This is a genomic window from Senegalimassilia sp. (assembly GCF_977052095.1).
Window position 1 is genome coordinate 1 of the sequence record NZ_CDRSTZ010000032.1, and the last position, 22,692, is coordinate 22,692.

Sequence of the window (22,692 nt, forward strand, 5' to 3'; positions counted from 1 at the left end):
CGCCTTGAGCTCGGCCACGAGCGCGAGCTTCTCCTCGCGCGTCATCCTAGACGTGATTTCGGATAGAATGGGGTCCACGGGCCCTCCTCGCATCTCGGTTTCTTGGTCGATATCGATGATACAGGAGGGCCCTTCCTCACCTGTCCCGCACGTGGGACTATGTCAACGGTGGTTTAACATAGAGGCGCCACCTGTCTGGCAAGAATCCGGCATTTCTGTAGCCGCCGACAGCAACTAGGGCTCTCATGGCAAGAATCCGGTGATTCTGCATCACCATAAGCCCCCAAGCGGTACAGCATCACCGGATTCTTGCCATCATCAAGCGTTTTGCACTCTTCGACGATACAGGAACTCCAGATCCTTGCCCAAAATGTTGCGCAGACCGAAAGCATCTACAGAAAGCCCGATTTCTAGCCACGGAGGACCGCGAAAAACGGCAGCGCTAAGAATCGCTTAAGCGAATCCCGGCACCACCTTCACGAACCAAAACCTCACACCAAGCGCGAGGCGGACAATACAGCCGCAACGCAATTCCAAGCGCATCCCCCTATCGCCAACGTCATCGCCGCACGCCTCTTTTTGACCTGAAGCAAGCTTTAAGGTGTAGGATGCGTTCGTTTGCTTCTATCGAAAGGATACCCGTGGTCGATTTATCCGCCGCCATTTCGCAGATGACCGTTCTGCTTATCGTCGTGGTCGTTGGCATTGTTGCCACGAAGCTCGGTTACCTTGACGAGGGCGTGCGAGCCAAACTTTCCCAGGTCATCAACAACATCACGTTGCCGTGCATGATCGTGGCGTCGGCCGGCGCGCTTGACGCGTCGGCGCTCGGCGGGCAGATCGCGCTATCGATCGGCCTTGGCTTCGCGGCGTTTCTGGTCATGCTTGCCGTCGGCGTACTGTGCGGCATCGTGCTGCGCGCGCCGAAAGCCCAGCGCACCGTATACCTGTTCATGAGCATCTGCTCCAACCTGGGCTTTCTGGGCATCCCCGTCATCGCGGCGCTGTACGGCAACGAAACGGTGCTGTTCTCCAGCGTGTTCATCATGGGCCACAGCATCTTGTTCTACAGCGTGGGCTTCGGCCTGCTTGCAGGCGGTCAGGAGCAAGGCGGCGGCCTGCGCAACGCGTTGCGCTCGGTGGTGAACCCCTCGATGGTTGCATCGGCCATCGCGCTGGCGCTGGTGTTCGCGCACATCCGGCTGCCGGGGTTCGCGGAGGACTCGCTGAACATGCTCGGCGGGCTGACCGCGCCGCTGGCCATGATGATGGTGGGCGTGATCGTGGCGAACTCGCGCCTGGCCGACGTGATGAGCGAATGGCGCATCTACCCGTTCATCGCGCTGCGCCATTTCCTGCTGCCGCTGGGCGTGTACTACGCGCTGGCGCCGTTCGTAAGCGACACCGTCATCCTGGGAATTGCCGTGGTGATGCTGGCCATGCCCGTCGGCTCGCTTGCGCCCATGTTCGCCGGCATGTACGGCCACGACGCCAAGCTAACGGCGAAAGGCACGATTTTGAGCACCATCGCCTCGTTCGCCTTGATTCCCATCCTGGTAGCGCTGGTGTTGAGCTAGCGGACAGCCGCCGAAGCCCCGAACCCGCCACCGCCCCACCCTTGCAGCTCTGACGCAAAGCGCGACGAACCGCCGATGTCCCAAATTCGCTCGAGTTTGGGACTTAATTCGTATCCGCGAGATAGCCAGCGACCACGCTTTGCATTTTCCCAGGTCAGATTCTTGCCAAATCGACGAGTACGCCGCCTCTTCTCAACAAGTCCCAAACTCGAGCGAGTTCGTACAACCGAGCGTCCGAAAACCGCTTTGCCCCACCCCCCCTCCTTCGCAACGCTGGCGTTAAACTAGCTGCAAGCCGGCCGAGGACAAAGCCCAATCGAGACTGCGCATCCAAGCACTTGATGCTAACGCTCTCCGCACCCCGCCCTTGAAGTGCTGGTGCAAACTAAGAGCAAACCAACGAGGTACAAACTCAATCGGGCTCATAGAACCGGGCAGAAAAAACAAACTGCCCCTATTCTGGCCCTTGCACCAATGCTGGGACCAAGCCTGCTGCAGGCTGCTGAATCAAAAACCGTTCATGTATGTGATTTAATGCCTGCACGCTCGGTAGCGTCCGTTTTAGGTTGGCGTTTTCCCAGGTCAAAAGACCGCTAAGTTCATGGCTAGTCCGCGCATTGCCCGCAAATCACATACATGAGCGATTTTTGGAAACCGGGCGCGAAAAACCTGCTGCAATCGTGTGTTCCACGAAACGCACACTGCCTGCGGGTTGACGTTATGCGCGGTTTTGGTATGATTTCGGACTGTTATAGTACGAAATCATACCAAGGACGGTGCAAACCATGGTCGAGGAGCGGCAGAGGCGCCTTAACAACCTGGAGAAAGATATCGACAGCATATTCACGCGGGCGGCCGTGCACGTGGGGCTTTCCGACAGCGCGTTCGACATCCTGTACGCGCTTGAGGCTTACGGCGACGGATGCTCGCAGAAGGACCTGTGCGAGCGCTGCTGGATGGGCAAGCAAACCATCAACTCATCCATCAAACGGCTGTGCGAGCAGGGCATCCTCGAGAAAACGGCCGGCCCGGGCCGCACGACCACCATCAGCCTTACCGCCACCGGCCGCGCGCTGGTGGCCGAGAAGGTGCGACCCGTCATCGAGGCCGAAACGGCCGCCATGCACGCGTTCTCTCCTGCCGAACTTGCGCAGGCGCTTGACCTCCTCGAGCGTTACCGCAACGCGCTTGCAAACGCCCTTGCCGAGAAAGGCCTGGTGTAAGCCATGGCGCAGAATATGGCTCAGCACTTCACGTTCGCCAAGCTTTTGCGCTTCACGCTGCCGTCGGTGGGCATGATGGTGTTCATGTCGCTGTACGTCATGATCGACGGGTTCTTCGTGTCGAACTGGTGCGGCGCCACAGCGCTGGCGGCCGTGAACTTCGCCTACCCCATCCCCGCCATTCTGGGCTCGCTCGGCTTCATGCTGGGAACGGGCGGCAACGCCATCGTGGCCAGCACGCTGGGCAGCGGCAACCGTAAACTGGCCAACGAGCGGTTCTCCATGCTGGTGTTCGCCGCGCTCTTCGGCGGCATCGCGTTCGCCATCCTGGGCACGGCGACGCTGCGCCCGCTGCTGGTGGCGCTGGGTGCAAGCGGCCAGATGCTCGAAGACGGCATCGTGTACGGGTCCATCCTTGTCATGAGCGTGCCGTTCACCATTTTGCAGTACCTGTTCCAGGAGCTCATGATGACCGCCGGCAAGCCCGACATGGCGTTCGGCGTCACCGTAGTGGCCGGCGTAGTGAACATCGTGCTGGACGCGGTGCTCATCGTGGGCGCGGGGCTGGGCGTGGCCGGCGCCGCCATCGGCACCATGGCCGGCGAGGCGGCCGGCGCGCTTATCCCGCTCGTGTATTTCATGCGGAAGAACACGAGCAACCTGCGCCTGGTGCGCACGCGCTTCGATTGGCGCACGCTCGGGCGCGCGTGCTGGAACGGCTCGTCGGAGATGGTGTCGAACATCGCGTCGTCGGTGGTGGCCATGGTGTACAACATCCAGCTGCTGGCCTACCTGGGCGAGCCGGGCGTGGCGGCCTACGGCGTCATCATGTACGCGGGCTTTTTGTTCGCGGCGGTGTTTTTGGGGTACTGCACAGGCTGCGCGCCGCTGATGAGCTACCACCTGGGCGCGCGCAACGGCGAAGAAATGGCCAGCCTGTTCCGGAAAAGCCTGCTCATCGTCGGTGTGGCCGGCGTGGGCATGTTCGCGCTGACGCGGGTGCTTGTCACGCCGCTTGCCACGCTGTTCGTGGGCTACGACGCCGGGCTGCTTGAGCTGACGGTGCACGCGGCGCTGCTGTACTCGTTCGCGCTGCTGGTCATGGGCTTCAACGTGTACGGCTCGTCGCTGTTCACCGCCGTGGGAAACGGCCACGTCAGCGCGCTTATCTCGTTCGTGCGCACGTTCATCTGCGAAATCGGCGCCGTGCTGTTAGTGCCGCTGGTGCTTGGCGCCGATGGCATCTGGCTGTCCATCCTGGTGGCCGAAGCCGTAGCCCTGGTGCTGACCGCCACCATGACGTGCTACCTGAAACCGTTCCGCCTAGACGGCGCGCGGAAGAAACGCAAGTAGCGCAACGGACGGGCCCACTCCGTCCGCACGACCGAAAGCGACGAATGGCCCTTCTTCGCAACCACGTCCGCTTTTCCCCGAGCGTAATGTCCAAACTCTTTGCAAAAACAAGCCAGTGGCCAAACGAGCCGGCTTCGCCCCATGAAGCCGGCTCGTTTTAGCTCAAGAGAGCAAACCACACGCCCTTCCACTCGCAGGGCCTTTCCTACTTTTCCTGCACTTGCTTGCCGGTTAGGTGCTCGATGGTGATCTCGTACAGGTACATGGCCTTGAGAGAATGCGCGATTTCCTCTTCCACCAGGTCAGCGCTGGGGTAGTACTTGCCTGCCAGCTGGCGCATCTTCGCCGCCGCCTCTTCGAGATTGTCGATAAGCCGACAGCGCCCGAACACCACCGCGCTTTGCATGTACGGGGCCCAGGTTTCTGCCTGGTCAACGTGCTCGTTGCCATACACGGTGAAGCACACCTTGTCGTTGCGGCCAATGGCATCCACCTTGTGCCCGCGCTTCGAGCCGTGCAGGTAAATTTTGCCGACCTCGGCATCGTAGAAGTAGTTGACGGGCACGGCGTACGGGTAGCCGTCGTCGCCGGTAACCGCCAGCACGCCGCGCCGCTCGTGCGCCAAAAGCTCGCGCGCCGCCGTGTCGTCGATGGCGTTGCTTTTCTTCCTGAGAGGTCGGAACATGGGAACTCCTTCAACCGTTTACGTTTTCGCCGATTGTAGCAAACGCTGCGCCATACCGCCGACGCCGGCGTTTGCGACACAATTGTTGAAACGTCCCACCGCGATTGCGAGCGCCCGACCGCCGGGCTATCATGGGACAACGAAGAAACCCGCGCGCCTGTGCGCGCCGCGAAGGAGACATCATGGAACACACCCGCATCATAGAAGTGAAGCAGAACATCCTAGCCGCAAACGACGAGGCCGCCGACGCATTCCGCGCCGCGCGTGCCGCCGAGGGCACGTTCTTCGTCGACGTCATGGCAAGCCCCGGCGCCGGCAAGACCACGCTTTTGCTCGCGCTCATCCGCGAGCTGCGCGCCCGGGCCGCCGGCGAGCTGGGCGTCATCGAGGCCGACCTGGAATCCGACGTCGACGCGCTGAAGATCAAAGAAGCCGGCGTGGCGTCGGTGGAGCTGAACACGCGCGGCGTGTGCCACGTGGAAATGCGCATGGTCGAGGCCGCGTTCAAGGCTTTCGAGGGCGACCGCTTCGACTACCTGTTCCTGGAAAACATCGGCAACCTGGTGTGCCCCGCCGACTTCGACACGGGAGCGCACACGCGCATCATGCTGCTGTCGGTGCCCGAGGGCTGGGACAAGGTGATGAAATACCCGCCCATGTTCGCCGCCGTCGACGCGCTGGTGGTCACGAAGTGCGACTACCTGCCGCTGAACGAGGACTTCGACATGGACCGTCTGAAAGAGCACGCGCGCATGCTCAACCCCAACCTGGAGATTTTCGAGACGGACGCCAAACACGACAAGGGCATCGCCGCCCTGGCCGACTGGATGCAAGCTCAGCGCGCCGCAAAGGTGCAAGCATAGCGCTTAACGCAAAAGGCCCGTTGAATCGCAGAAGCCTCCGAACGCAGCAAACGCGTTCGGAGGCTTTCTTGTTGATGGCGAAATGTCGCTTCGCGCTACTTCAGGCGCCGGAAGCGGGACTCGTTGGCAAGCACGCCGAGGGAAAACACCAGGCCAGCGGCCGCGCACGCCACCAGAATCCAAATGACGGGCACCAGGCCCACGCCGTCGCCCAGCACGCCCAAAAGCGGCGAGGCGATGCCGCCGACGGCCACGGCCACGCCGAACGAAAGCCCCGAGGCCATGCCCAGGTGCGCCGGCAGATACGACTGCCCCAGCGTCACGGCCGGCGGGTTGAACAGGTTCACGCACGGCGCCAGCACCATGACCGCCACCACGCACAGCCACACGTTTCCCGAGGTCACGAACGCAACAAGCGCCAACGCCATCAGCGCGAAGCAACCCACCATCAGCCGCGGCGTGGGAATACGGTGCGAAACCATGCCCGACGCTGCCGTGGCAAACGCACCGCAAACGGAAAACACCGTGATCAGCAGCGACGCGGCGTCCTCGGACGCGCCGAACGTGGCCACCAGGTACAGCGGGAAGAAGCTGGTAACGCCGTAGAACACGATGGAACGCACGGAAAGCGCGCCGAGCACCACGGAAAACGCGCCCCAACGGTCGCGCACGCCGGCGGCCGCCTGCGCCGCCGCGCGCACGCCGAACGTGCGGAACTTCGGGGTCAGCGCCAGCAGCACCAAGGCGTACGGAATGCAAATGACCAGGTAAACCAGCGTGCCGATAAGTCCGAACGCCGTGATGGCCGCCACGCTGATTACCGGCCCCAGGCAAAAGCCGATCTGCCCGCCCACGGAAAACACCGACATGCTGGCCGCCTTATCGTCACCGCCGGTAAGGTTCGCCAGGCGCGCGCCTTCGGGGTGCAGCATGGCGTTGCCGATGCCCGAGATCATGGCCGCCGCAACCACCAGCCAATACGACTGCAGCACGCCCACCAGCGCCAGGCCGATGCCCGCCAGCGCCACGCCCACCGCCATCAGCCACGGCCGCGCCTTCTTGTCGCCCAGCCACCCGAACAGCGGCTGGATGATGGCCGACGCGCTGTTCGACGCCAGCACCAGCGCCGTGATCTCCGTGTACGAAAAGCCGGACTGGATCACCAGAAACGGCAGCACCGACGCCAGGCCGCCCTGGCAGGCGTCAACGCAAATATGGCCGCCCATCAGGACGAACGGCAACTTATTCGGCAAACGAGAAGCGTTTTTGCTCATGAACCCATCTTCCCTACTCAACGCGCCGGCAAACCCGCCAGCGCAACGCACGCCGTCGCAGCGCACGCAGCCTTGAAAGCACCTTATTATATGCCGACGCGCAACACCTGCGCCCCTTCCGCTTCGCAAACGCAAAAGCGCCCGCGGGCGCAATGCCTGCGGGCGCTTGGTAACGCAGCGGCTGAACGCGGCGGCAACCAGAGTTCGCCTTAGTCTACCGTCTTGCCGAGGATCTTGTTCGCGGCGTAGATGCCGGAGATGGCGGCGGGTTCCATGCCCAGGCCGTTCACGTCGCCGGCCATGATCAGGCCCGGCGCAAGGTTTTGCGGCAGCGCCTCGTGGGCGGCGGTGTACAGGGCCTACTCCCAGTACTTCTTGCCGATGACCTCCCATTCCTCGAAATATTCATCGAACTTGTTGCCCTCTTCGAAGTCCACCTCGGTGAAAATCTCGTAGTCGCCGTCGAGGGCGGCCACGAGATGGCCATGCTCAAGGAATTCTACACGCCGCAGGAGGCGCTGTGGTGCATGGACATGCCGCGCAACGAGTTCTTCGACGCGCAATGGTTCGCCGCGCAACGGGCATGATCGACTAGCCTGACGCGCTACACTAAGGGCCAGCATTTCGCTGGCCCTTGCCTTGGGGAGCTAGGGGCCGCAAGAGGCAGGGGAACCTAAAGGGGGTTTCAATGCACGAGATGTCTATCCTTTCGAACGTCATGGACGTCGCGCTGAAGTACGCGAAGGAAAACAACGCGCGCGAAGTGGTGTCGGTGACGCTGGTGGTCGGCGAGCTGCGCGACGTGGTGGACGAGCTCATGGAAAGCTGCTTTCAGTTCCTCTGCCGCAACACCATCGTGAAAGACGCCACGCTTCACATGGAGAAAGTCCCGTTCAAAGCCCAGTGCAACCAGTGCCGACTGGTGTTTCCCGCCGACATAAAGCGGCCCGAAACGCTGGTGTGCCCCGACTGCGGCAGCAAGCAGCTGCACATACACGGCGGCAAGGAATTCCTCATCAAAAGCATCGAGATCGCTTAAAGGAGAGGCCATGGGCGACCGCGCAAGCGACAACGAGGACGTGCGCAACGACTTTTTAGAAGCGCTGCTGAAGCTGTTCCAGGAAAACCCCGGCGCCGAGGCGTCGGTGACGGCGCTGTGCGCGAAGGCGGGCTATTCGCGCTCGACGTTCTACCGCTATTTCGACTCGCTGCCCGAGGCGTACGAGACGCTTGAGGACCGCGTCGTGCCCACCGGCGTGCTGCAGGCCCTGGTGGCCGGCGGCGATACCGTGTGCATGGAGGACATCACGGGCGCGTTTCTGGGCACGCTCACCGCAAGCAAACGCGAGCTGACCACGCTTTTTGCGCGCGACGTGCACGAGCGCTTCTTCAACAAGCTGAAAGCCACCATGAAGCCGGTGTTCCGCCTGCAGGCCGAGCGCGCGTTTTCCATGACGCCGTTCGAGTACGATGTCATGGCCGAGTACCTGACCACGGCGAAGCTGTCGCTTCTACGCATGTGGGCCCTATCCCCCATCGACCTGGACTTGGCGTACATGACGAAAGTCACGGACGCCACGCTTGAAGGCGGGCTGTGGGACCGCATCGACGAGGCCACGCGCGAGATTCGCCGCGGCAAGAACCCGCTGGGGCGCACCATCCCCATCATCGCCATGACGACCAACGCGTTCAGCCCCGACAAGCAAGCCTGCTTTGACGCCGGCACGAACGCCCACGTTGTCCCCACGAAGCAAGCGCCGCCGCCGCGAAACCAGCCCGCAACCAACTTGCAACCCGCCAAAACCCGCTGCAGCATGCCCGCCATGCGAATCCGCCGCAAGCCAAACGCCCCATCAAGCCACCTTGAAATCAAAAATCGCTCATGTATGTGATTTGCTGAGGATTCGCTGAGTATCCCCCTTTTCCACTGCTCTGTGACCAGGGAAAACGCAATCATCTTTGGCTTGCTACCTCGGCAAGGCAAGTTAAATCACATACATGAGCGATTTTCGTACGCAGCGCCACAGAAAGCAGCACGGAAATTCGGGGAGGCAACAAGCCAGCCCAGATAGCGCACCTCCACGAACAGGCGAGCCCCAATCCTAACGCAAAAAAGCCCGGGCATTTGCCCGGGCCTGGAGCAGCTTCCACTTAAGAGCACTCGCTCTGGGAAATGGCGAACAAAGAACAAGCCGAAACGCCTGCGCGGCGCCTACGCCAGCATCATGAACAACTTGGCCAGCACGAAACCGATCAGGCCGCATGCGGGGAACGTGATGACCCAGGCCAGCAGCATGTTTTTCGCGATGCTCCAGTTCACGCGCTTGATGGAGCGGCTGGCACCCACGCCCATGATGGCCGACGTGTTGCAGTGGCCCGTGGAAACCGGCATGCCCGTCAGGCTGGCGAACAGCAACGTGAACACCGTAGAAAAGTTCGCAGCCACGCCCTGGTACTTCTCCAGCTTCACCATGTCCATGCCCACGGACTTGATGATGCGCTTGCCGCCCACCACCGTGCCGGCCGAAATGGCCAGCGAGCACGTAATCATGACCCACATGGGGAAACCGCCCGCGTCAGGCGTGGAGCTGCCGAACGACAGTGCGATGCCCAGCATGGCGATGGACATGAACTTCTGGCCGTCCTGCGCGCCGTGCAAAAACGACAGCGCCAACGCGCAGATGTCCTGAATGACGGTGAAGGCGGTGTTGGCTACTTGGCGGTTGACCATCTTAAACACGCGCTCGATGACCTTCGTGAACACCCAGCCCAGAAGAAAACCCGCTACCAGGGAAAACACCATACCGTAAATGACTTTCACCCACTCGGAGGGCACAACGCCCGCCCAGCCGTTCATGGCGATGGCGCCGCCGGTGATGCCGGCGATCAGCGAGTGCGACTTCGAGCACGGTATGCCGAAAAACCAGCAGAATATGCCCCATCCAATGGCACCGATCATGGCTGCCACCAGGGCTAACAGCGCCGCATCGGTATTTCCTGAGAAGTCGACCATACCGAACATGGTTTTCGCAACGGCCGTGGAGATGAACGTCATGCCCACCAGGCCCACGAAGTTGAACACCGCCGCCAGGCCGATGGCCACGTTCGGCTTCAGACACCGGGTTGACACCACGGTGGCAATGGCATTCGGCGCGTCGGTTGCACCGGACACGGCCGTGACGCCGATGATGAGCACCAAAATAACGAACAGGATCGGCTGGGCCATAGCCTGCACAAGAAAGTCAGCAAACGTTAACGCCATTCAGTTCCCCATAATCTGTAAAAGCCACGTAAGAGCCTCGTCAATTTGACGTATGTTCCACGATACTACACCGAGCCACGCAAGCGCCAGAACCAAACGCACCCGGAAGCACGAAAGACCACGCATCCGCCATGAGCGAACGAGGGTGCGAGCGCGTTTCTCCACACCTGTCCTCCGCCTGTCGAAACAAAGGCTCAAAACAGTGTGCAAGCGAATTTGCGGCATCTCCGAGCAAAAAAGGCCGCGGCCCCGATTGCCGCGGCCTCTCCCCTTTGTCCGCGCCCCTAGCGCACGCCCGGTTCAGCCACTTCGCCGTCTTGATAGGCTTGCAGCAGGCGTTCGAGCTCGGCCACGCGGCGGCGGATGTCGGCGCCGTCGTCGGTGTCGGCCACGCGCGTGCGGTGCGGCACGCGCTCCACCACGCGGCGGGAGCTGTGGATGTCAAGCTCTTCCTTCACGGCCGCAGCCGCCGACTTCAACGGCTCGTGAGCAGCCAAAATGAACCCGTACGAGTTGTTGATGAGCGTGTAGCCGGCAATGCCCGTGGTGGGCTGGTACGCCTTCGAGAACCCGCCGTCGATCATGAACACGCGCCCGCCGCACTTCACGGGGTCCTCGCCGTCCTTCACCTTCACCGGCACGTGCCCGCACACGATGTGCGACGTTTCCGGGTCCATGCCGAAGTCGCGGAAGATGCCGGCGATGACCTGCTCGTCGTCGATGAGCGTGTAGAACGGGTTCTTCACTTCCTTGCGCGCGGCCTTGTCGGCGATGAGGTACAGCTCAAACGTGGCCATCTTGCTTTTCGCGAACAGCGGGCTGCCCTCGCCCAGCCACAGGTACCACAGAAGGCCGCAACCGCGGCGGCGCTCGTCGGCGTCGTGGCTGTAGAACGCCGCGCGCACGTAGCGCTCCATCACGTCGTACAGCGCGCGGCCCTTGTACGGCGTGCCGAACACGTTGACTTCCTTCAGGCTGCCGTCGGCGTTGAGCGGCACGCACGCGTGGAACATGAGGTTGCCGTTGCAGATTTTGTACAGGCTGCCCGCCTCCAGGAAGAAGTGCATGTGGCGCTGCAGCTTCTCGCAGCCGGTGAACGCGGCCTCCAGGCGGCACATCACCTCTTCCTCGGCCGGCGTGAGCGCGAACGGGTTTGCCGGGTCCACCGTGGGGAACACGGTGTCGGTAAGCGGGTACGTGATGCCGTCCACCACCACGGTGCCGGCTTCGTAGTCGATTTTGTCCAGCAGCTTGCGGCTTTCAAGCCCGAACTCGGGATATTCGTCGATGAGCGCGGCCTCCACCTTGAACTGGATGATGGCCATGGCCTTCTGGATTTTCACGTTCATGGTCAGCTCCGACGGCGGCAGGTCGGGGTTGCCCTTCAGCGCGAAGCCGACGCACGGGTCGTCGCGGTAGGCGTCCAGCGCGAAGCTGGCTAGCGGCAGGATGTTGATGCCGTAGGCGTCTTCCAGGATGGACAGGTTGCCGTAGCGGGCGCAGTTGCGCACCACGTGCGCGATGCAGCCGCGCTGCCCAAGCGCCGCGCCCATCCACACGATGTCGTGGTTGCCCCATTGGATATCCACGTTATGCTGCGCGCGCAGCGTCTCCATGATGACGTCGGGGTTCGGACCGCGGTCGTAGATGTCGCCGATGATGTGCAGCTGGCTGATGGCCAGGCGCTGGATGAGCCGCCCAAGCGCTTCGATGAGCGCGATGCCGCGGCCCGTGCGCACGGCCGCGTCGATGATGCCGGCGTAGTAGGCTTCCTTGTCCACGCCGTGGTTGTCCTCGTCCATGAGCTCTTCGATGATGTAGGCGAACTCGGCGGGCAGCGCGCGGCGCACGCGGCTGGCGGTGTACTTGCGGGCCGCGCGCTTGCACACGGCCACAAGGCGCGGCACCACCGTGGCGTACCACGCGCGCTCGTCGTCGACGTCGGCCAGGATGAGCTTCGCCTTTTCGCGCGGGTAGTAGATGAGCGTGGCCAGCTCGCGCTTGGCGGCTTCGGAAAGCGAGTCGCCGAAGGCTTCGTCCACTTTCAGGCGGATGGAGCCCGAGCCGTTGCGCAGGATGTGGCTGAACGCCTCGGACTCGCCGTGGATGTCGGAGCAGAAGAATTCGGTGCCTTTCGGAAGGTTCAGGATGGCGCTGAGGTTGATGATCTCGGCGGCAGCGGCCTCGGTTGTGGGAAACGATTGCGCCAGCAGTTCCAAGTAACGCTTTTCGGTTGCTTCCATGAAAACCTCCTCGGGGCGCCGCGGCGCCAATCGCACAGTGATGCCCACATGGTACCGCGCCCCAAGCGCCCCCGCAGCCAACCGCCCGGCACACGGCACACCCCAGCAGGCGCCCGGTGGCGGAACAGCCGCGCACGCCCCAGGCGGTCGTCCAGCGCGCGGGCGGCGGGCTCCCGATGCGCCACATTTCGCCCCGATGTTGCGAGTTTCCGGGGTTGTGCGAACGGAATGCCCCCGCGCGTCCAGATTTCCCGGGTTGTGCGAAAAACCCAATTCGCATAACCCGGAAAACTCACACACACCAAGTCCTCATGCCGACTCCGGCAAATTAAGTCCTCGTTACATTCTGCATTCCTTAACCCGCAATCTTTTCCGTTGCCGGAGATTTCACGCTTCGACAAGCAACGCAGGCATCGTCGGACCATTGGGGATACAATAGCTGCGGTTCATCTGCGTCGTCTGCTGACCTCGGTTTGCGGCGCGCAACGGCGACCTACAGCTACGTGCGATCGCGACCGCATTGCGCACTGCGCGGGTTTTCGCAACGCTTACCGCGCGCGCTTTCGCAACGCCTGCCAGTGCGCTTTCGCGAACTCGCGTTGCGCGCGTGCGCATTCGCAGCGCGCGATGTGTACTGCGTGTTCGCGATGCACATCGCGCACACGTTCGCGAAACGTGCTGCGTGCGCCCTTTCGCGCGCAGCAACGCAAACGCGCATCGCATGCCCGCGCTTCTGCGGCAACTCGCGAAACGCACGCTTGCGCAGGCCGTCGACCAGCAACAACAACCTCTGCAAAGGAGCAACTATGGAACGCATCGCTAGCTTTTCCGTTGATCATCGCCTGCTTGAGCCGGGCGTGTACGTGTCCCGCCGCGACGCCGACGAGGCCACTGGCTGCGTGACCACCACGTTCGACCTGCGCATGACCGCGCCGAACCGCGAGCCCGTCATGGATACGGCCGCCGTGCACGCCATCGAGCACCTGGGCGCCACGTTCCTGCGCAACGACCCCGAATGGTCCAGCCGCGTCATCTACTTCGGCCCCATGGGCTGCCGCACGGGCTTCTACCTGGTGGCGTTCGGCACGCTGGAGTCCGCCGACGTGGCCGACTTGGTGCACCGCATGTTCGCATTCATCCGAGAATTCGAGGGCGAAATCCCCGGCGCGAAGCCCGAGGAATGCGGCAACTACCATGACAACGACCTGCCGCAGGCCAAGTGGTGGGCGCGCCGCTACCTGGCGAACACGCTCGACGTGCTCGACGACGCCCACACGCACTATCCCGCCCTGCTGGACTAGCCTGCCAAGCAAAGGAACGAAACATGAACCAACCGATTAACAGCATCGGCATCATCGGCGCCATGGATGTCGAAATCGAGCTTATTCGCGAGCACATGCGAGAGGTCGGCGCCGTGAAGGTCACGCGCATCGCCGGCATGGAGTTCAACGTGGGCGTCATCGGCGCCACCACCGTCGTGCTGGTGCAGTGCGGCGTGGGCATGGTGAACGCCGCCACGTGCGCGCAGGTGCTGGTCGACCGCTTTGGCGTGGGCGCGCTTCTGAACACCGGCATCGCCGGGTCGCTTGACGCGTCCATCAACATCGGCGACATCGTGGTGGCCACCGACGCCGTCAACCACATCATGGACGTGCGCAACCTAGGCTACGCCGCCGGCCAAACGCCTGGACTGGACACGCTTGCCTTCCCCACCAGCCCCGCGCTGTCGAAGGCGGTCATCGCGGCGGCCGGGCGCATCGGCGCCACCGTGCACACCGGGCGCGTGGCCTCGGGCGACCGCTTCGTGCGCGACGACTTCGAGAAGCAGCGCATCGTCGAGGACTTCGGCGCGAAGTGCTGCGAGATGGAAGGCGCAGCCATTACGCAGGTGGCCTGGGCAAACGGCGTGCCGGCCGCCATCGTGCGCGCCATCTCCGACAAGGCCGACGGCTCGTCGTCTATCGACTACCCCACGTTCGAAGCGCAAGCCGCCCGCAACAGCGCCGCACTTGTCATCAGCATGCTCGAACAGCGCGGGTAGCAGGCACGCTGCTCGGAACAGGGAACAAAGCGCGGCAGCGGAAACGGGGCCAATACCAAACCAAAGGGGTGTGCATCCCTTGGCAATGAGCCCCGTTCTCCGCTGCCGGCACTTCCTATCTGACTTCCGCCCCAATGGCATTTGAACCGCCCCCGCTACACCCTTTCGCCCCATTCACTCTTCCCGCCCATTTTGCCCACGAGAAAGACTCGCACATGGCCAACTCCGCTAACGAACTTCCCACCATTGTCGATCCCGCCGTCAAGCTTGTGCGCGACGAGCGCGGGTTGGCCTTGGTGGGCGACGGCATGGAGCTTCGTTGCGACCTTGCGCGCATGCTGCCGCGCATCAAGCCCGGCAAGTTGCAGCACGAGCTGTTGGTGAAAGCGGCGAAGGTGAAGGGCGCAACCGCGCCGCGCGCCATCGATGCTACGGCAGGGTTTGGCGAGGACGCGCTGCTGCTAGCGGCCGCCGGGTTCGACGTGCAGCTATATGAGGCCGACCCCGTCATTGCCGCGCTGCTGGCCGATGGCCTTGAGCGCGCGGCCGCCGACGCGCAGCTGGCACCGTTCGTTGCGCGCATGCATCTCACGCAGGGCGACAGCGTTGCCGCCCTGCGTACGCTGACCAACGCCAACTGCGAACAGCCAGATTCAGAAGATTCCGCGGCAGGCGAGCTATCCGCAATCCAGCAACCCGCCTATCTGGCTACCAGCGAACGCGAAGCCGCCGGCGCGCCGGCGCCCACCGCAGCACCCGACGTTATCTACCTTGACCCCATGTTCCCCGCGCGACAGAAAAGCGCGGCGGTCAAAAAGAAGTTCCAGCTGCTGCACCATCTCGAATCACCGTGCGCCAACGAGGAAGAGCTGCTGCTTGCCGCCATTGCCGCAAACCCGCGCAAGGTAATCATCAAGCGCCCCATCAAAGGGCCCCTGCTTGCCGGCATCAAGCCCAGCTATTCCATCAGTGGCAAAGCTGTTCGCTACGACTGCATCACGCCTGCCAGCATCAAGTTGTAGCTTCTCCGTACAACAAATCAAAACATCGCGAAAAGAGCGCTCATACGAGCGCTCTTTTCTTATGCCCGATCCTCTTCGGCCGCCGAAAGTCATATTTTCACCTGCGTATATATACTCACTCTATGTATATTTGCTCTCTATCGGTTATTCCTATTCTGACCGCCAAAAAAGAAGGGCTGCCCGCCCGGACAGCCCTTCTCAGCCTCTTTCAGCCCCTAGTTATGCGCGTTCGCATACACCTTCATAGCCACCACGAACAACTCCCCCAACGGGCTTAAACCAAGCCCCCTCGGAAGCACATAGCCAATATGCATGCGTTCACCTGAGCGAATGGGAACCGCCGTGATAGCGCCTCTCTGCAGGAATTCCGGGTAAATCCCGCTGGTGATGGTATATGCATCAGAATGCAACATAAAACTAGTGGCAAACCCTCGATCGCTCACCTTCACCGTTTTCGCCGAGGGCGCCCACAGTGGCTCCTCGGAAAACGCCGCCGACTCGTACGACCCCTGCACGAACGACAGCTGCGGATACGGCAGCAAATCCTCAAGCGACACGCTTTCGTACGACGCAAGCGGATGCCCACAGCGAACCAACACGTGCGGCACCGCCTCGAACAGCTCGAAGAACTCCAGTTTGTTTCGTTCAAGCAGACGACCCACTGCGCCCTCGTTCGAACGCGATAGGTACATCACGCCCATGTCGCTTTCGCAATTCGCCACATCTTCGATGATCTGCTGCGTTTGCGTCTCGTTCAACATCAAGTCGTACCGCCCCGCATCCACCTGCTGCATCACGTCCAAAAACGCGCGCTCCACAAACGTGAAATGGTGCGACGACACGGCGAAGCGAATACCCTCGGGCTGATTGCCCCCGTAGCGCCGCTCCAGGTTGTCCATCTGCTGCACCACGCGCCGCGCACGACCCAAAAACTCCAGGCCCTCTTTCGTGGGCGTGGCACCGGTGTTCCCGCGGGTGAATACCGAAAAGCCCAGCTCGCGCTCCACCACCGAAACAGCCTCGGACAAACTGGGCTGCGAAATGGAGAGCACGCGCGAGGCCGCAACCAACGAACCGGTTTCGGCGATGGTCAGCATATACCGCATCTGCTGCAGGGAGATTTTCATGCCACGTCCTTTACGGCCAAAAGCAAACATCTGATGAGGACGAGTATACGGCATCCTGGTATCATTTCTCGAAGCATCACGGAGCACGCGCGCAAACGCCCCGCACGCGCAAGCCGGCTCGGTTATCGCGCAACCTTGCATAAAGCTGCGGCGTTACGTCACAACCGCGCAACTTCACGCAAACTGCGCCACCGCACCTGCCAGCGCGCCTACTACTATATAAAGGAGTACCCATGGATCAGATCATGCAATTCGCCGGCCCCGCCATCCCGCTTGTCATCGCCGGCATCGCCCTGGCTGTCATCTCCACGGTCAACAACAAGAAATAGCAAACGCCATCTTGCTGACACATCAGCAAGATGCCCAACGGCATCGGCCCAAAAGGCCAGCAAGCCAAACCGCCCGCAAACCCATTGCCGCCAAAACTCAGCACGCAAACACGAAAAAGGGAGCGAAGCCAGGCGCATCGCCCAACTTCGCTCCCTTCGCTTGCGAAACACTTATTCGCCGCGCTAATCGTGCGCCGACTGGCCCGCACCAGGACAGCGTTTACGCAAGCCCCAGCCACACGCTTACTTTCGGCGCGTAACCCAGCACGAAAATCACCAGGATCATGGCTGGAATGCCGTACTTCAGCCACAGGCGCGTCCAGCGCGGGAAGGCCACGCCTTCGCCCGCGTCGGCTTCGGCCAGAAACTTCTCCCAACCCCAACCGCGGCGCGTAGTGCAGAACAGCACGAACAGCAAGCTGCCCAGCGGCAACATGTTGTTCGACACGATGAAGTCCTCGATGGACTGGATGTCGCCGATGGCCGGAATGGTCACGCCCGACAGCACGTTGAACCCAAGCGCGCACGGCAGCGACAGCACCAGCACAAGGATGCCGTTGAAAATGACGGCGCGGCTGCGCATCATGCCCCACTTGTCCATGGACCAGCTGACCAGGTTCTCGAACACGGCGATGACGGTGGACAGCGACGCGAACGCCATGAACACGAAGAACAGGCAGCCCCACACGTTGCCCAGCGGCATCTGCCCGAACACCACCGGCAGCGTCACGAACACCAGCGACGGCCCCTGATCAGGCGAAACGCCGTACGCGAAGCACGCGGGGAAAATGATGAGGCCCGCCAGAATGGCCACCACGGTGTTCAGCGCCGTCACGGAGATGGCCTCGCCCGTCAGGCTGCGCTCGCGCCCGATGCGCGAACCGAAGATTTCCATGGCCGCAATGCCCAGCGACAGGCTGAAGAACGCCTGGCCCATGGCGGCGTACACAGCCTCGCCGAACGTCGACCACCCGTTCGCGAACAAGCGGCTGAAGTCGGGCACCAGGTAAAACGCGATGCCCTCGGCGGCGCCCGGCAGCGTGACCGCGCGGATGCACAGCGCCAGCATCACCACGAACAGCGTGGCCATCATCACCTTCGTGATGCGCTCGACGCCTTTCTGCAGGCCCAGGCTACACACCAGAAAGCCGATAACCACGGCCACGATCATCCAGCCGATCAGCGCCACCGGGTCGGCCAGCATGCCGTTGAACGCCTCGCCGGCAAACGCGGCATCGGCGCCGTCGAACATGCCCGACGCCATCTGCGGGACATACGCCAGCATCCAGCCGCACACCGTGGTGTAGAACATCATCAAGATCATGCAGCCAATGTAGCCCCACCAGCCGAACCAGTGCCACTTGCCCGACGGCTGCAGCTTGTCGAACGCGCCGGCGGCCGAGCGCTGGCTGGCGCGCCCGACGGCGAATTCCATCACCATGACGGGCAGGCCCAAGATCACCAGGAAAATCAGGTACAGCAGCACGAACGCCGCGCCGCCGTACTCGCCCGTGATGTACGGAAAGCGCCACACGTTGCCCAGGCCAATGGCGCAGCCGGCGCTGATCAAAATGAAGCCCAAGCGAGACGCGAAATGCTCGCGCGGTGCCGCCCCTCCCGATGCCACTTGGGGCTTGTTCTCGGCCATAACGAAATCCTTCCCAACAAACGGCCACATTTGACCGCATTTCTCCACCCGAACAACCCGCGCGAAGCAGGTCAGGGCCGTAAAACAAAGCATCGCGCCCACAACATGCGGACGCGACGTTAGATTGTAGCACGAAAGGCTTACACATCACCGCAGCGCAAAAGCCCGGGCCAAATCACGTCCCAAACGCCAAATCGGGCTCGGAACGCTAAACCCTTCCCAGGCGCTGAATCGAGTCCCAAGCGCCAAGTCCGCCCCGAATACTAAATCAGGTTCCGGACACTTCCCGCGCCGACCAAGCCGACGCCGTCGAAAGCCTCAAGCCGTTCCGCACGGCGCTGTGCGCCCCTGCGTTCGACGGGGACGACCAAATGCGCAGCGCGTGGTCGACGTTTCTGGCGCGCAACACCGACACGCCCATCGAGTTCGACCTGGCCACGCGCGACCAGATGATGCGCGGCATCAACCCCAAGACTACGACGCGCTGGTGACCATCGGCGCTTACGAAGCGCCGAACTGCACGTGCACGCCCGTCGGCACGCTGCCCTGCGGCATCACCATCGCGAGCACGCATCCGCTGGCCGCCAAGCAATTCGTCACGTTCGCCGACCTGGTGGCCTTTCCTGCCGGCGAGTCGCACGTGCACGACTCGTTCAACGACTCCATCCTCACCACATTCAAGAAGCGCGGCCTGGTCACGAACATCAGCCACATCTCAACGGCAACCGAGGCGCTGGCGCACATCATGCTCAAACAGGGGTATTACTTCAGCGTCGTCATCTCGCAGCTGACGAAACCCAAGCTCACCACCGTATTGCGCCCCATCGACCCCGCCGAGGACCCGCGCATCCCCATCTGCTTCGTCACGCGCAACGACCGCGCCGGCGCGCGGCACAGCGTGGTGCAGAACTTCCTGCTGCACGCCATGGGCCTGGTAAGCAACTAGCTGCTTGCAACACGCGGCGGCCGGCTCCTTCGCCCCTTCGCCGGTGCCGACGCCAACGCGCCGCGCGTTCATTCCGCGCAGATGCGCGCGGGTGCAACGCCTACCTTTATAATAGGTGCGACCATCCCCGTCGAAGAAAGACGACCGTGAGCACCACCGAACAGCCCGGCGCACCCGCGCCCAACCACAACAATCAGAAGAAAATCGCGCTGGTGAACGACATCACCGGCTTCGGACGCTGCTCGGTAGCCGTACAGCTGCCCGTCATCTCGCAGCTTGGCGTGCAATGCTGCGTGCTGCCCACGTCGATGCTGTCGAACCACACGGGTTTTCCCAGCTACAGCTTACAAGATTTCACGCCGCACATGCGCGAGCACATTGCGCAGTGGCGCAAGCTGGGCCTGAAGTTCCGCGGCATCTGCACCGGCTTTTTGGGCTCCGAGGAGCAAATCGCCATCGTCAGCAGCTTCATCGACGAGTTCGGCGGACCCAACTGCATCGTGATGGTGGACCCCGTCATGGGCGACGAAGGCCGCCCGTACGGCACGTACACGCCGGCCATGTGCCAGCGCATGGCCGAGCTTACCGCGAAGGCCGACGTCATCACGCCGAACCTCACCGAGGCGTGCATTCTGGGCAACATCCCTTACAACAGCGCCATGACCTGCGAAGATGCCGGCAAGCTGGCGCAAGCGCTTTCGAGCGCGGGCCCGGCGCGCGTGGTTATCACGGGCATCGAGCACGCAGGGCAGGTGTCGAACGTGTGCTTCGAGCGCGGCGGGCAGCCGTTCGTGGTGCAAACCGCCAAGCTTGGCGGGCAGCGCTCGGGCACGGGCGACGTGTTCTCCGCCATCCTTATCGCCGACGCCGTCAACGACGTGCCGCTGGCCGAATCGGTGGCGAAGGCGTCGCACTTCGTGGGCGAATGCGTGCAGCGCGCCATCGAGCTCGATCTTCCGCACACCGATGGCCTGCCCATAGAGGAAAAGCTTCACGACCTGCGCTAACGCCCCGCCGGCAACAGGCTTGGCAGCGCCGCGGCCCGAAACGCGCAGCAAGCCCTTCGCGGTGTCCGGAAGCCCAGCCGCTTCCCACGGGTGATACCATCAATGCGAAACGTTTTGGCAAGGCGGCCGGGCAAGCGCCTTTCGCCGCCGCGCAACAACCATAGAAAGAAGACGAGCATGCCGAAAATGAAAGCCGAAACCATCGTGTACCCCGTGCACCACGGGCTGTACGTCAACCTTACGAATCGCTGCAGCTGCGCCTGCACGTTCTGCATCCGCCAAACCGCCGACGGCGTGGGGCAAGACGGCGAAGGCGGCGAGAACAACCTGTGGCTTGACCACGAGCCCGACTTCGACGAGGTCATGGCAGCGTTCGAAGCACAGGACATGAGCCGCTACGAAGAGGTGGTGTTCTGCGGCTATGGCGAACCCACGTGCGCGTTCGACCTGCTCAAACGCGTGGCCGCCGAGGTGAAGCGCCGCTGGGAGCTGCCGGTGCGCGTGAATACGAACGGCCAGGGCAGCCTGATTTGCGGACGCAACATCGCGCCGGAGTTCGAAGGCATCGTGGACACCGTGTCCATCAGCCTGAACACGCCGAACGCCGAAGAGTACGCCGCCATCGTGCGCAGCCAATTCGGCGACAAGGCCTTCCCCGCCATGCTCGATTTCGCCCGCGAAGTGCGTAAATACGTGCCCAACGTCGTGATGACCACCGTGGAAACCACCATCAGCCACGAAGACGAGGCCGCCTGCCAACGCATTTGCGACGACCTTGGCGTGCGCTACCGCATCCGCGCCTGGGTAAACTCGTAGCACACGCTACCGCCACCCCGCCATACCGACGACCGAACCTTCAAACCCCGATCGCTTTCTGCAGAATTCCTCGAAATCGTGCGCCGCGCGGCCCGGCGCTGCCGCGCGGCTTTACCATCTCTTTACCTTCTCTTTACAAATGAAGGCATTAGATGGGAGTTTCTTCATGCACAACCGCACCACTTCGCGCGCGTCCGTCATTGCAGGCGGCATCTGCGTTGCGCTGTTCGCGCTGCTCACCGTAGCGCTGTTGACGGTTGACCGCCAGCCGATCGCCGGCGACGGCAGCCTTGTCGGCCTGGCAACCTTCAACCTGAACGCTCGGGCCTTGCTCGGCCAGCACGATATGGCCGAAAAGCTGTCGAACATCCTGCTTATCGTTCCCGCCATCTGCGCGCTGGCATTCGCCGTCATTGGCGCACGCCAGCTTATACAAGGCCGGCACCGCTGGTCAGTCGACCGCGACCTGTGGTTGCTGCTAGCGCTTTACGGCGCCATGCTTGTGCTGTATGTCCTGTTCAATTGCGTATCGCCTAACAATCGGCCCATTCTGGAAGACGGCGTGTGCGAGCCGTCGTTCCCCTCGTCGCACACGCTTTTGGCCGTCACCATGCTGGGGTCTTCCATGGTGCAAATCGTGCAGCGCATGCGCGCCGGCGGCTGGCGTTCGGCAGCGCTTATCGTTTGCGGCGTTGCCATGGCAGGCATCGTCATTGCCCGCGCCATGGCCGGCGTGCACTGGGCAACCGACATCCTCGGCGGCATCCTGCTAGGCACCGCATTGGTGGCGTTCTACCACGCCATAGCCTTCGCCTCCGAAAACCACAAAGCCGCCCGCGGCAAACACGCTCGCCTCTAATAAGCAAGACCTTCAAAAACAAAGCGGGGCGCGATTCCAACCAACCGCGCCCCGCTTTTTGCAATCAAACGTTATTCCCAATTCTTCCAGACGTCGGGCTCATAGCCGACAGTGGCTTTCTTGCCGTTGCGCACCACCGGTTCGCGCAGCACCTGCTGGTTTTCCAGCACCTTCTCGAACTTCTGATCCGCCGCCAAATACTGCAGCAGCGCCACGGTGTCGCCGTCTTTTGCATCGGGGTTGATCAGCTTGTCCAGCCCGCCGACGGCATTCGCCACCGACTGCAACTCGCCTTTGCTCATCCCCTTTTCCTTCAGATCGATGAACTGGAACGTGATGCGACGCTCTTTAAAGTAGCGCTGGGCCTTCTTCGTATCGAAGCTTTTCTTCGTACCGAAAATCTGGATGTTCATGCAA

General features: G+C 62.3%; 20 protein-coding genes. 13 read left to right on the forward strand and 7 right to left on the reverse strand.

The window, feature by feature from the left end; all coding sequences use genetic code 11:
• Nucleotides 1-641: 641 nt before the first annotated feature.
• From ACWI6D_RS06610 to ACWI6D_RS06620, 3 genes are all read left to right on the forward strand, one after another.
• Nucleotides 642-1,577 (forward strand): AEC family transporter, encoded by a 936-nt coding sequence (locus tag ACWI6D_RS06610; protein ID WP_449134109.1) that lies wholly within the window; start codon nt 642-644, stop codon nt 1,575-1,577.
• Between the two features lie 785 nt (nt 1,578-2,362).
• Entirely contained in the window at nt 2,363-2,800 is a 438-nt protein-coding gene (locus ACWI6D_RS06615; protein WP_449134110.1) for a MarR family winged helix-turn-helix transcriptional regulator, read from the forward strand.
• Between the two features lie 3 nt (nt 2,801-2,803).
• On the forward strand, nt 2,804-4,153 hold the full coding sequence (locus tag ACWI6D_RS06620) for an MATE family efflux transporter (RefSeq protein ID WP_449134111.1): 1,350 nt from the start codon (nt 2,804-2,806) through the stop codon (nt 4,151-4,153).
• A gap of 205 nt (nt 4,154-4,358) precedes the next feature.
• Here the strand turns inward: ACWI6D_RS06620 and ACWI6D_RS06625 are convergent, their stop codons facing one another.
• Entirely contained in the window at nt 4,359-4,838 is a 480-nt protein-coding gene (locus ACWI6D_RS06625; protein WP_449134112.1) for a pyridoxamine 5'-phosphate oxidase family protein, read from the reverse strand.
• Between the two features lie 182 nt (nt 4,839-5,020).
• Between ACWI6D_RS06625 and hypB the strand changes: the two genes are divergently transcribed.
• A complete protein-coding gene (hypB, locus tag ACWI6D_RS06630) occupies nt 5,021-5,701 on the forward strand; it encodes a hydrogenase nickel incorporation protein HypB (RefSeq protein ID WP_303251784.1) in 681 nt (226 codons plus the stop codon).
• A gap of 95 nt (nt 5,702-5,796) precedes the next feature.
• Here hypB and ACWI6D_RS06635 read toward each other — a convergent pair whose 3' ends face one another.
• Nucleotides 5,797-6,975: an MFS transporter gene (locus ACWI6D_RS06635; protein ID WP_302936175.1), complete on the reverse strand. Its 1,179-nt coding sequence runs from the start codon at nt 6,973-6,975 to the stop codon at nt 5,797-5,799.
• A gap of 688 nt (nt 6,976-7,663) precedes the next feature.
• Between ACWI6D_RS06635 and hypA the strand changes: the two genes are divergently transcribed.
• Together hypA and ACWI6D_RS06645 are read left to right on the forward strand one after the other, a co-directional pair.
• Entirely contained in the window at nt 7,664-8,014 is a 351-nt protein-coding gene (gene hypA / locus ACWI6D_RS06640) for a hydrogenase maturation nickel metallochaperone HypA (RefSeq protein WP_449134113.1), read from the forward strand.
• Between the two features lie 10 nt (nt 8,015-8,024).
• Nucleotides 8,025-8,867: a TetR family transcriptional regulator gene (locus tag ACWI6D_RS06645; RefSeq protein WP_449134114.1), complete on the forward strand. Its 843-nt coding sequence runs from the start codon at nt 8,025-8,027 to the stop codon at nt 8,865-8,867.
• Nucleotides 8,868-9,187: 320 nt separating this feature from the next.
• Here ACWI6D_RS06645 and ACWI6D_RS06650 read toward each other — a convergent pair whose 3' ends face one another.
• On the reverse strand, nt 9,188-10,237 hold the full coding sequence (locus ACWI6D_RS06650; RefSeq protein ID WP_302936169.1) for an inorganic phosphate transporter: 1,050 nt from the start codon (nt 10,235-10,237) through the stop codon (nt 9,188-9,190).
• A gap of 284 nt (nt 10,238-10,521) precedes the next feature.
• A complete protein-coding gene (locus ACWI6D_RS06655) occupies nt 10,522-12,480 on the reverse strand; it encodes a fructose-1,6-bisphosphatase (RefSeq protein WP_449134115.1) in 1,959 nt (652 codons plus the stop codon).
• An 806-nt stretch (nt 12,481-13,286) separates the two neighbouring features.
• Between ACWI6D_RS06655 and ACWI6D_RS06660 the strand changes: the two genes are divergently transcribed.
• The 3 genes from ACWI6D_RS06660 (at nt 13,287) to ACWI6D_RS06670 (ending at nt 15,543) form a co-directional block, all read left to right on the forward strand.
• On the forward strand, nt 13,287-13,781 hold the full coding sequence (locus tag ACWI6D_RS06660; protein WP_303251792.1) for an S-ribosylhomocysteine lyase: 495 nt from the start codon (nt 13,287-13,289) through the stop codon (nt 13,779-13,781).
• 23 nt (nt 13,782-13,804) lie between these two features.
• Nucleotides 13,805-14,521: a 5'-methylthioadenosine/adenosylhomocysteine nucleosidase gene (locus tag ACWI6D_RS06665; RefSeq protein ID WP_449134116.1), complete on the forward strand. Its 717-nt coding sequence runs from the start codon at nt 13,805-13,807 to the stop codon at nt 14,519-14,521.
• 215 nt (nt 14,522-14,736) lie between these two features.
• Complete coding sequence (locus tag ACWI6D_RS06670) at nt 14,737-15,543, forward strand: class I SAM-dependent methyltransferase (RefSeq protein ID WP_449134117.1); 807 nt, start codon at nt 14,737-14,739, stop codon at nt 15,541-15,543.
• Nucleotides 15,544-15,758: 215 nt separating this feature from the next.
• Here the strand turns inward: ACWI6D_RS06670 and ACWI6D_RS06675 are convergent, their stop codons facing one another.
• Nucleotides 15,759-16,670, reverse strand: a complete 912-nt coding sequence (locus tag ACWI6D_RS06675; RefSeq protein ID WP_449134118.1) for a LysR family transcriptional regulator — start codon at nt 16,668-16,670, stop codon at nt 15,759-15,761.
• A gap of 549 nt (nt 16,671-17,219) precedes the next feature.
• Nucleotides 17,220-18,647 (reverse strand): sodium-dependent transporter, encoded by a 1,428-nt coding sequence (locus ACWI6D_RS06680; protein WP_449134119.1) that lies wholly within the window; start codon nt 18,645-18,647, stop codon nt 17,220-17,222.
• Nucleotides 18,648-19,134: 487 nt separating this feature from the next.
• Here ACWI6D_RS06680 and ACWI6D_RS06685 point away from each other — a divergent pair, with 487 nt between their 5' ends.
• From ACWI6D_RS06685 to ACWI6D_RS06700, 4 genes are all read left to right on the forward strand, one after another.
• Nucleotides 19,135-19,593: a LysR substrate-binding domain-containing protein gene (locus tag ACWI6D_RS06685; RefSeq protein WP_449134120.1), complete on the forward strand. Its 459-nt coding sequence runs from the start codon at nt 19,135-19,137 to the stop codon at nt 19,591-19,593.
• A 146-nt stretch (nt 19,594-19,739) separates the two neighbouring features.
• Nucleotides 19,740-20,600 (forward strand): pyridoxamine kinase, encoded by an 861-nt coding sequence (locus ACWI6D_RS06690; protein WP_449134121.1) that lies wholly within the window; start codon nt 19,740-19,742, stop codon nt 20,598-20,600.
• 177 nt (nt 20,601-20,777) lie between these two features.
• Entirely contained in the window at nt 20,778-21,416 is a 639-nt protein-coding gene (locus tag ACWI6D_RS06695) for a TatD family nuclease-associated radical SAM protein (protein ID WP_449134122.1), read from the forward strand.
• A gap of 166 nt (nt 21,417-21,582) precedes the next feature.
• The gene (locus ACWI6D_RS06700) at nt 21,583-22,275 is read left to right on the forward strand and encodes a phosphatase PAP2 family protein (protein ID WP_449134123.1); all 693 of its coding nucleotides are present in this window, start codon (nt 21,583-21,585) and stop codon (nt 22,273-22,275) included.
• A 71-nt stretch (nt 22,276-22,346) separates the two neighbouring features.
• Here ACWI6D_RS06700 and ACWI6D_RS06705 read toward each other — a convergent pair.
• Nucleotides 22,347-22,692: arsenate reductase family protein (locus ACWI6D_RS06705; RefSeq protein WP_449134124.1), on the reverse strand; the 346-nt coding region annotated here is incomplete at its 5' end.

What these genes read in the sequence shown, in the direction of transcription:
- ACWI6D_RS06615 (WP_449134110.1), top strand. Translation starts at nt 2,363, where the DNA reads ATGGTCGAGGAGCGGCAGAGGCGCCTTAACAACCTGGAGAAAGATATC.
- ACWI6D_RS06620 (WP_449134111.1), top strand. Translation starts at nt 2,804, where the DNA reads ATGGCGCAGAATATGGCTCAGCACTTCACGTTCGCCAAGCTTTTGCGC.
- ACWI6D_RS06625 (WP_449134112.1), bottom strand. Translation starts at nt 4,838, where the DNA reads ATGTTCCGACCTCTCAGGAAGAAAAGCAACGCCATCGACGACACGGCG.
- hypB (WP_303251784.1), top strand. Translation starts at nt 5,021, where the DNA reads ATGGAACACACCCGCATCATAGAAGTGAAGCAGAACATCCTAGCCGCA.
- ACWI6D_RS06635 (WP_302936175.1), bottom strand. Translation starts at nt 6,975, where the DNA reads ATGAGCAAAAACGCTTCTCGTTTGCCGAATAAGTTGCCGTTCGTCCTG.
- hypA (WP_449134113.1), top strand. Translation starts at nt 7,664, where the DNA reads ATGCACGAGATGTCTATCCTTTCGAACGTCATGGACGTCGCGCTGAAG.
- ACWI6D_RS06645 (WP_449134114.1), top strand. Translation starts at nt 8,025, where the DNA reads ATGGGCGACCGCGCAAGCGACAACGAGGACGTGCGCAACGACTTTTTA.
- ACWI6D_RS06650 (WP_302936169.1), bottom strand. Translation starts at nt 10,237, where the DNA reads ATGGCGTTAACGTTTGCTGACTTTCTTGTGCAGGCTATGGCCCAGCCG.
- ACWI6D_RS06655 (WP_449134115.1), bottom strand. Translation starts at nt 12,480, where the DNA reads ATGGAAGCAACCGAAAAGCGTTACTTGGAACTGCTGGCGCAATCGTTT.
- ACWI6D_RS06660 (WP_303251792.1), top strand. Translation starts at nt 13,287, where the DNA reads ATGGAACGCATCGCTAGCTTTTCCGTTGATCATCGCCTGCTTGAGCCG.
- ACWI6D_RS06665 (WP_449134116.1), top strand. Translation starts at nt 13,805, where the DNA reads ATGAACCAACCGATTAACAGCATCGGCATCATCGGCGCCATGGATGTC.
- ACWI6D_RS06670 (WP_449134117.1), top strand. Translation starts at nt 14,737, where the DNA reads ATGGCCAACTCCGCTAACGAACTTCCCACCATTGTCGATCCCGCCGTC.
- ACWI6D_RS06675 (WP_449134118.1), bottom strand. Translation starts at nt 16,670, where the DNA reads ATGAAAATCTCCCTGCAGCAGATGCGGTATATGCTGACCATCGCCGAA.
- ACWI6D_RS06680 (WP_449134119.1), bottom strand. Translation starts at nt 18,647, where the DNA reads ATGGCCGAGAACAAGCCCCAAGTGGCATCGGGAGGGGCGGCACCGCGC.
- ACWI6D_RS06695 (WP_449134122.1), top strand. Translation starts at nt 20,778, where the DNA reads ATGCCGAAAATGAAAGCCGAAACCATCGTGTACCCCGTGCACCACGGG.
- ACWI6D_RS06700 (WP_449134123.1), top strand. Translation starts at nt 21,583, where the DNA reads ATGCACAACCGCACCACTTCGCGCGCGTCCGTCATTGCAGGCGGCATC.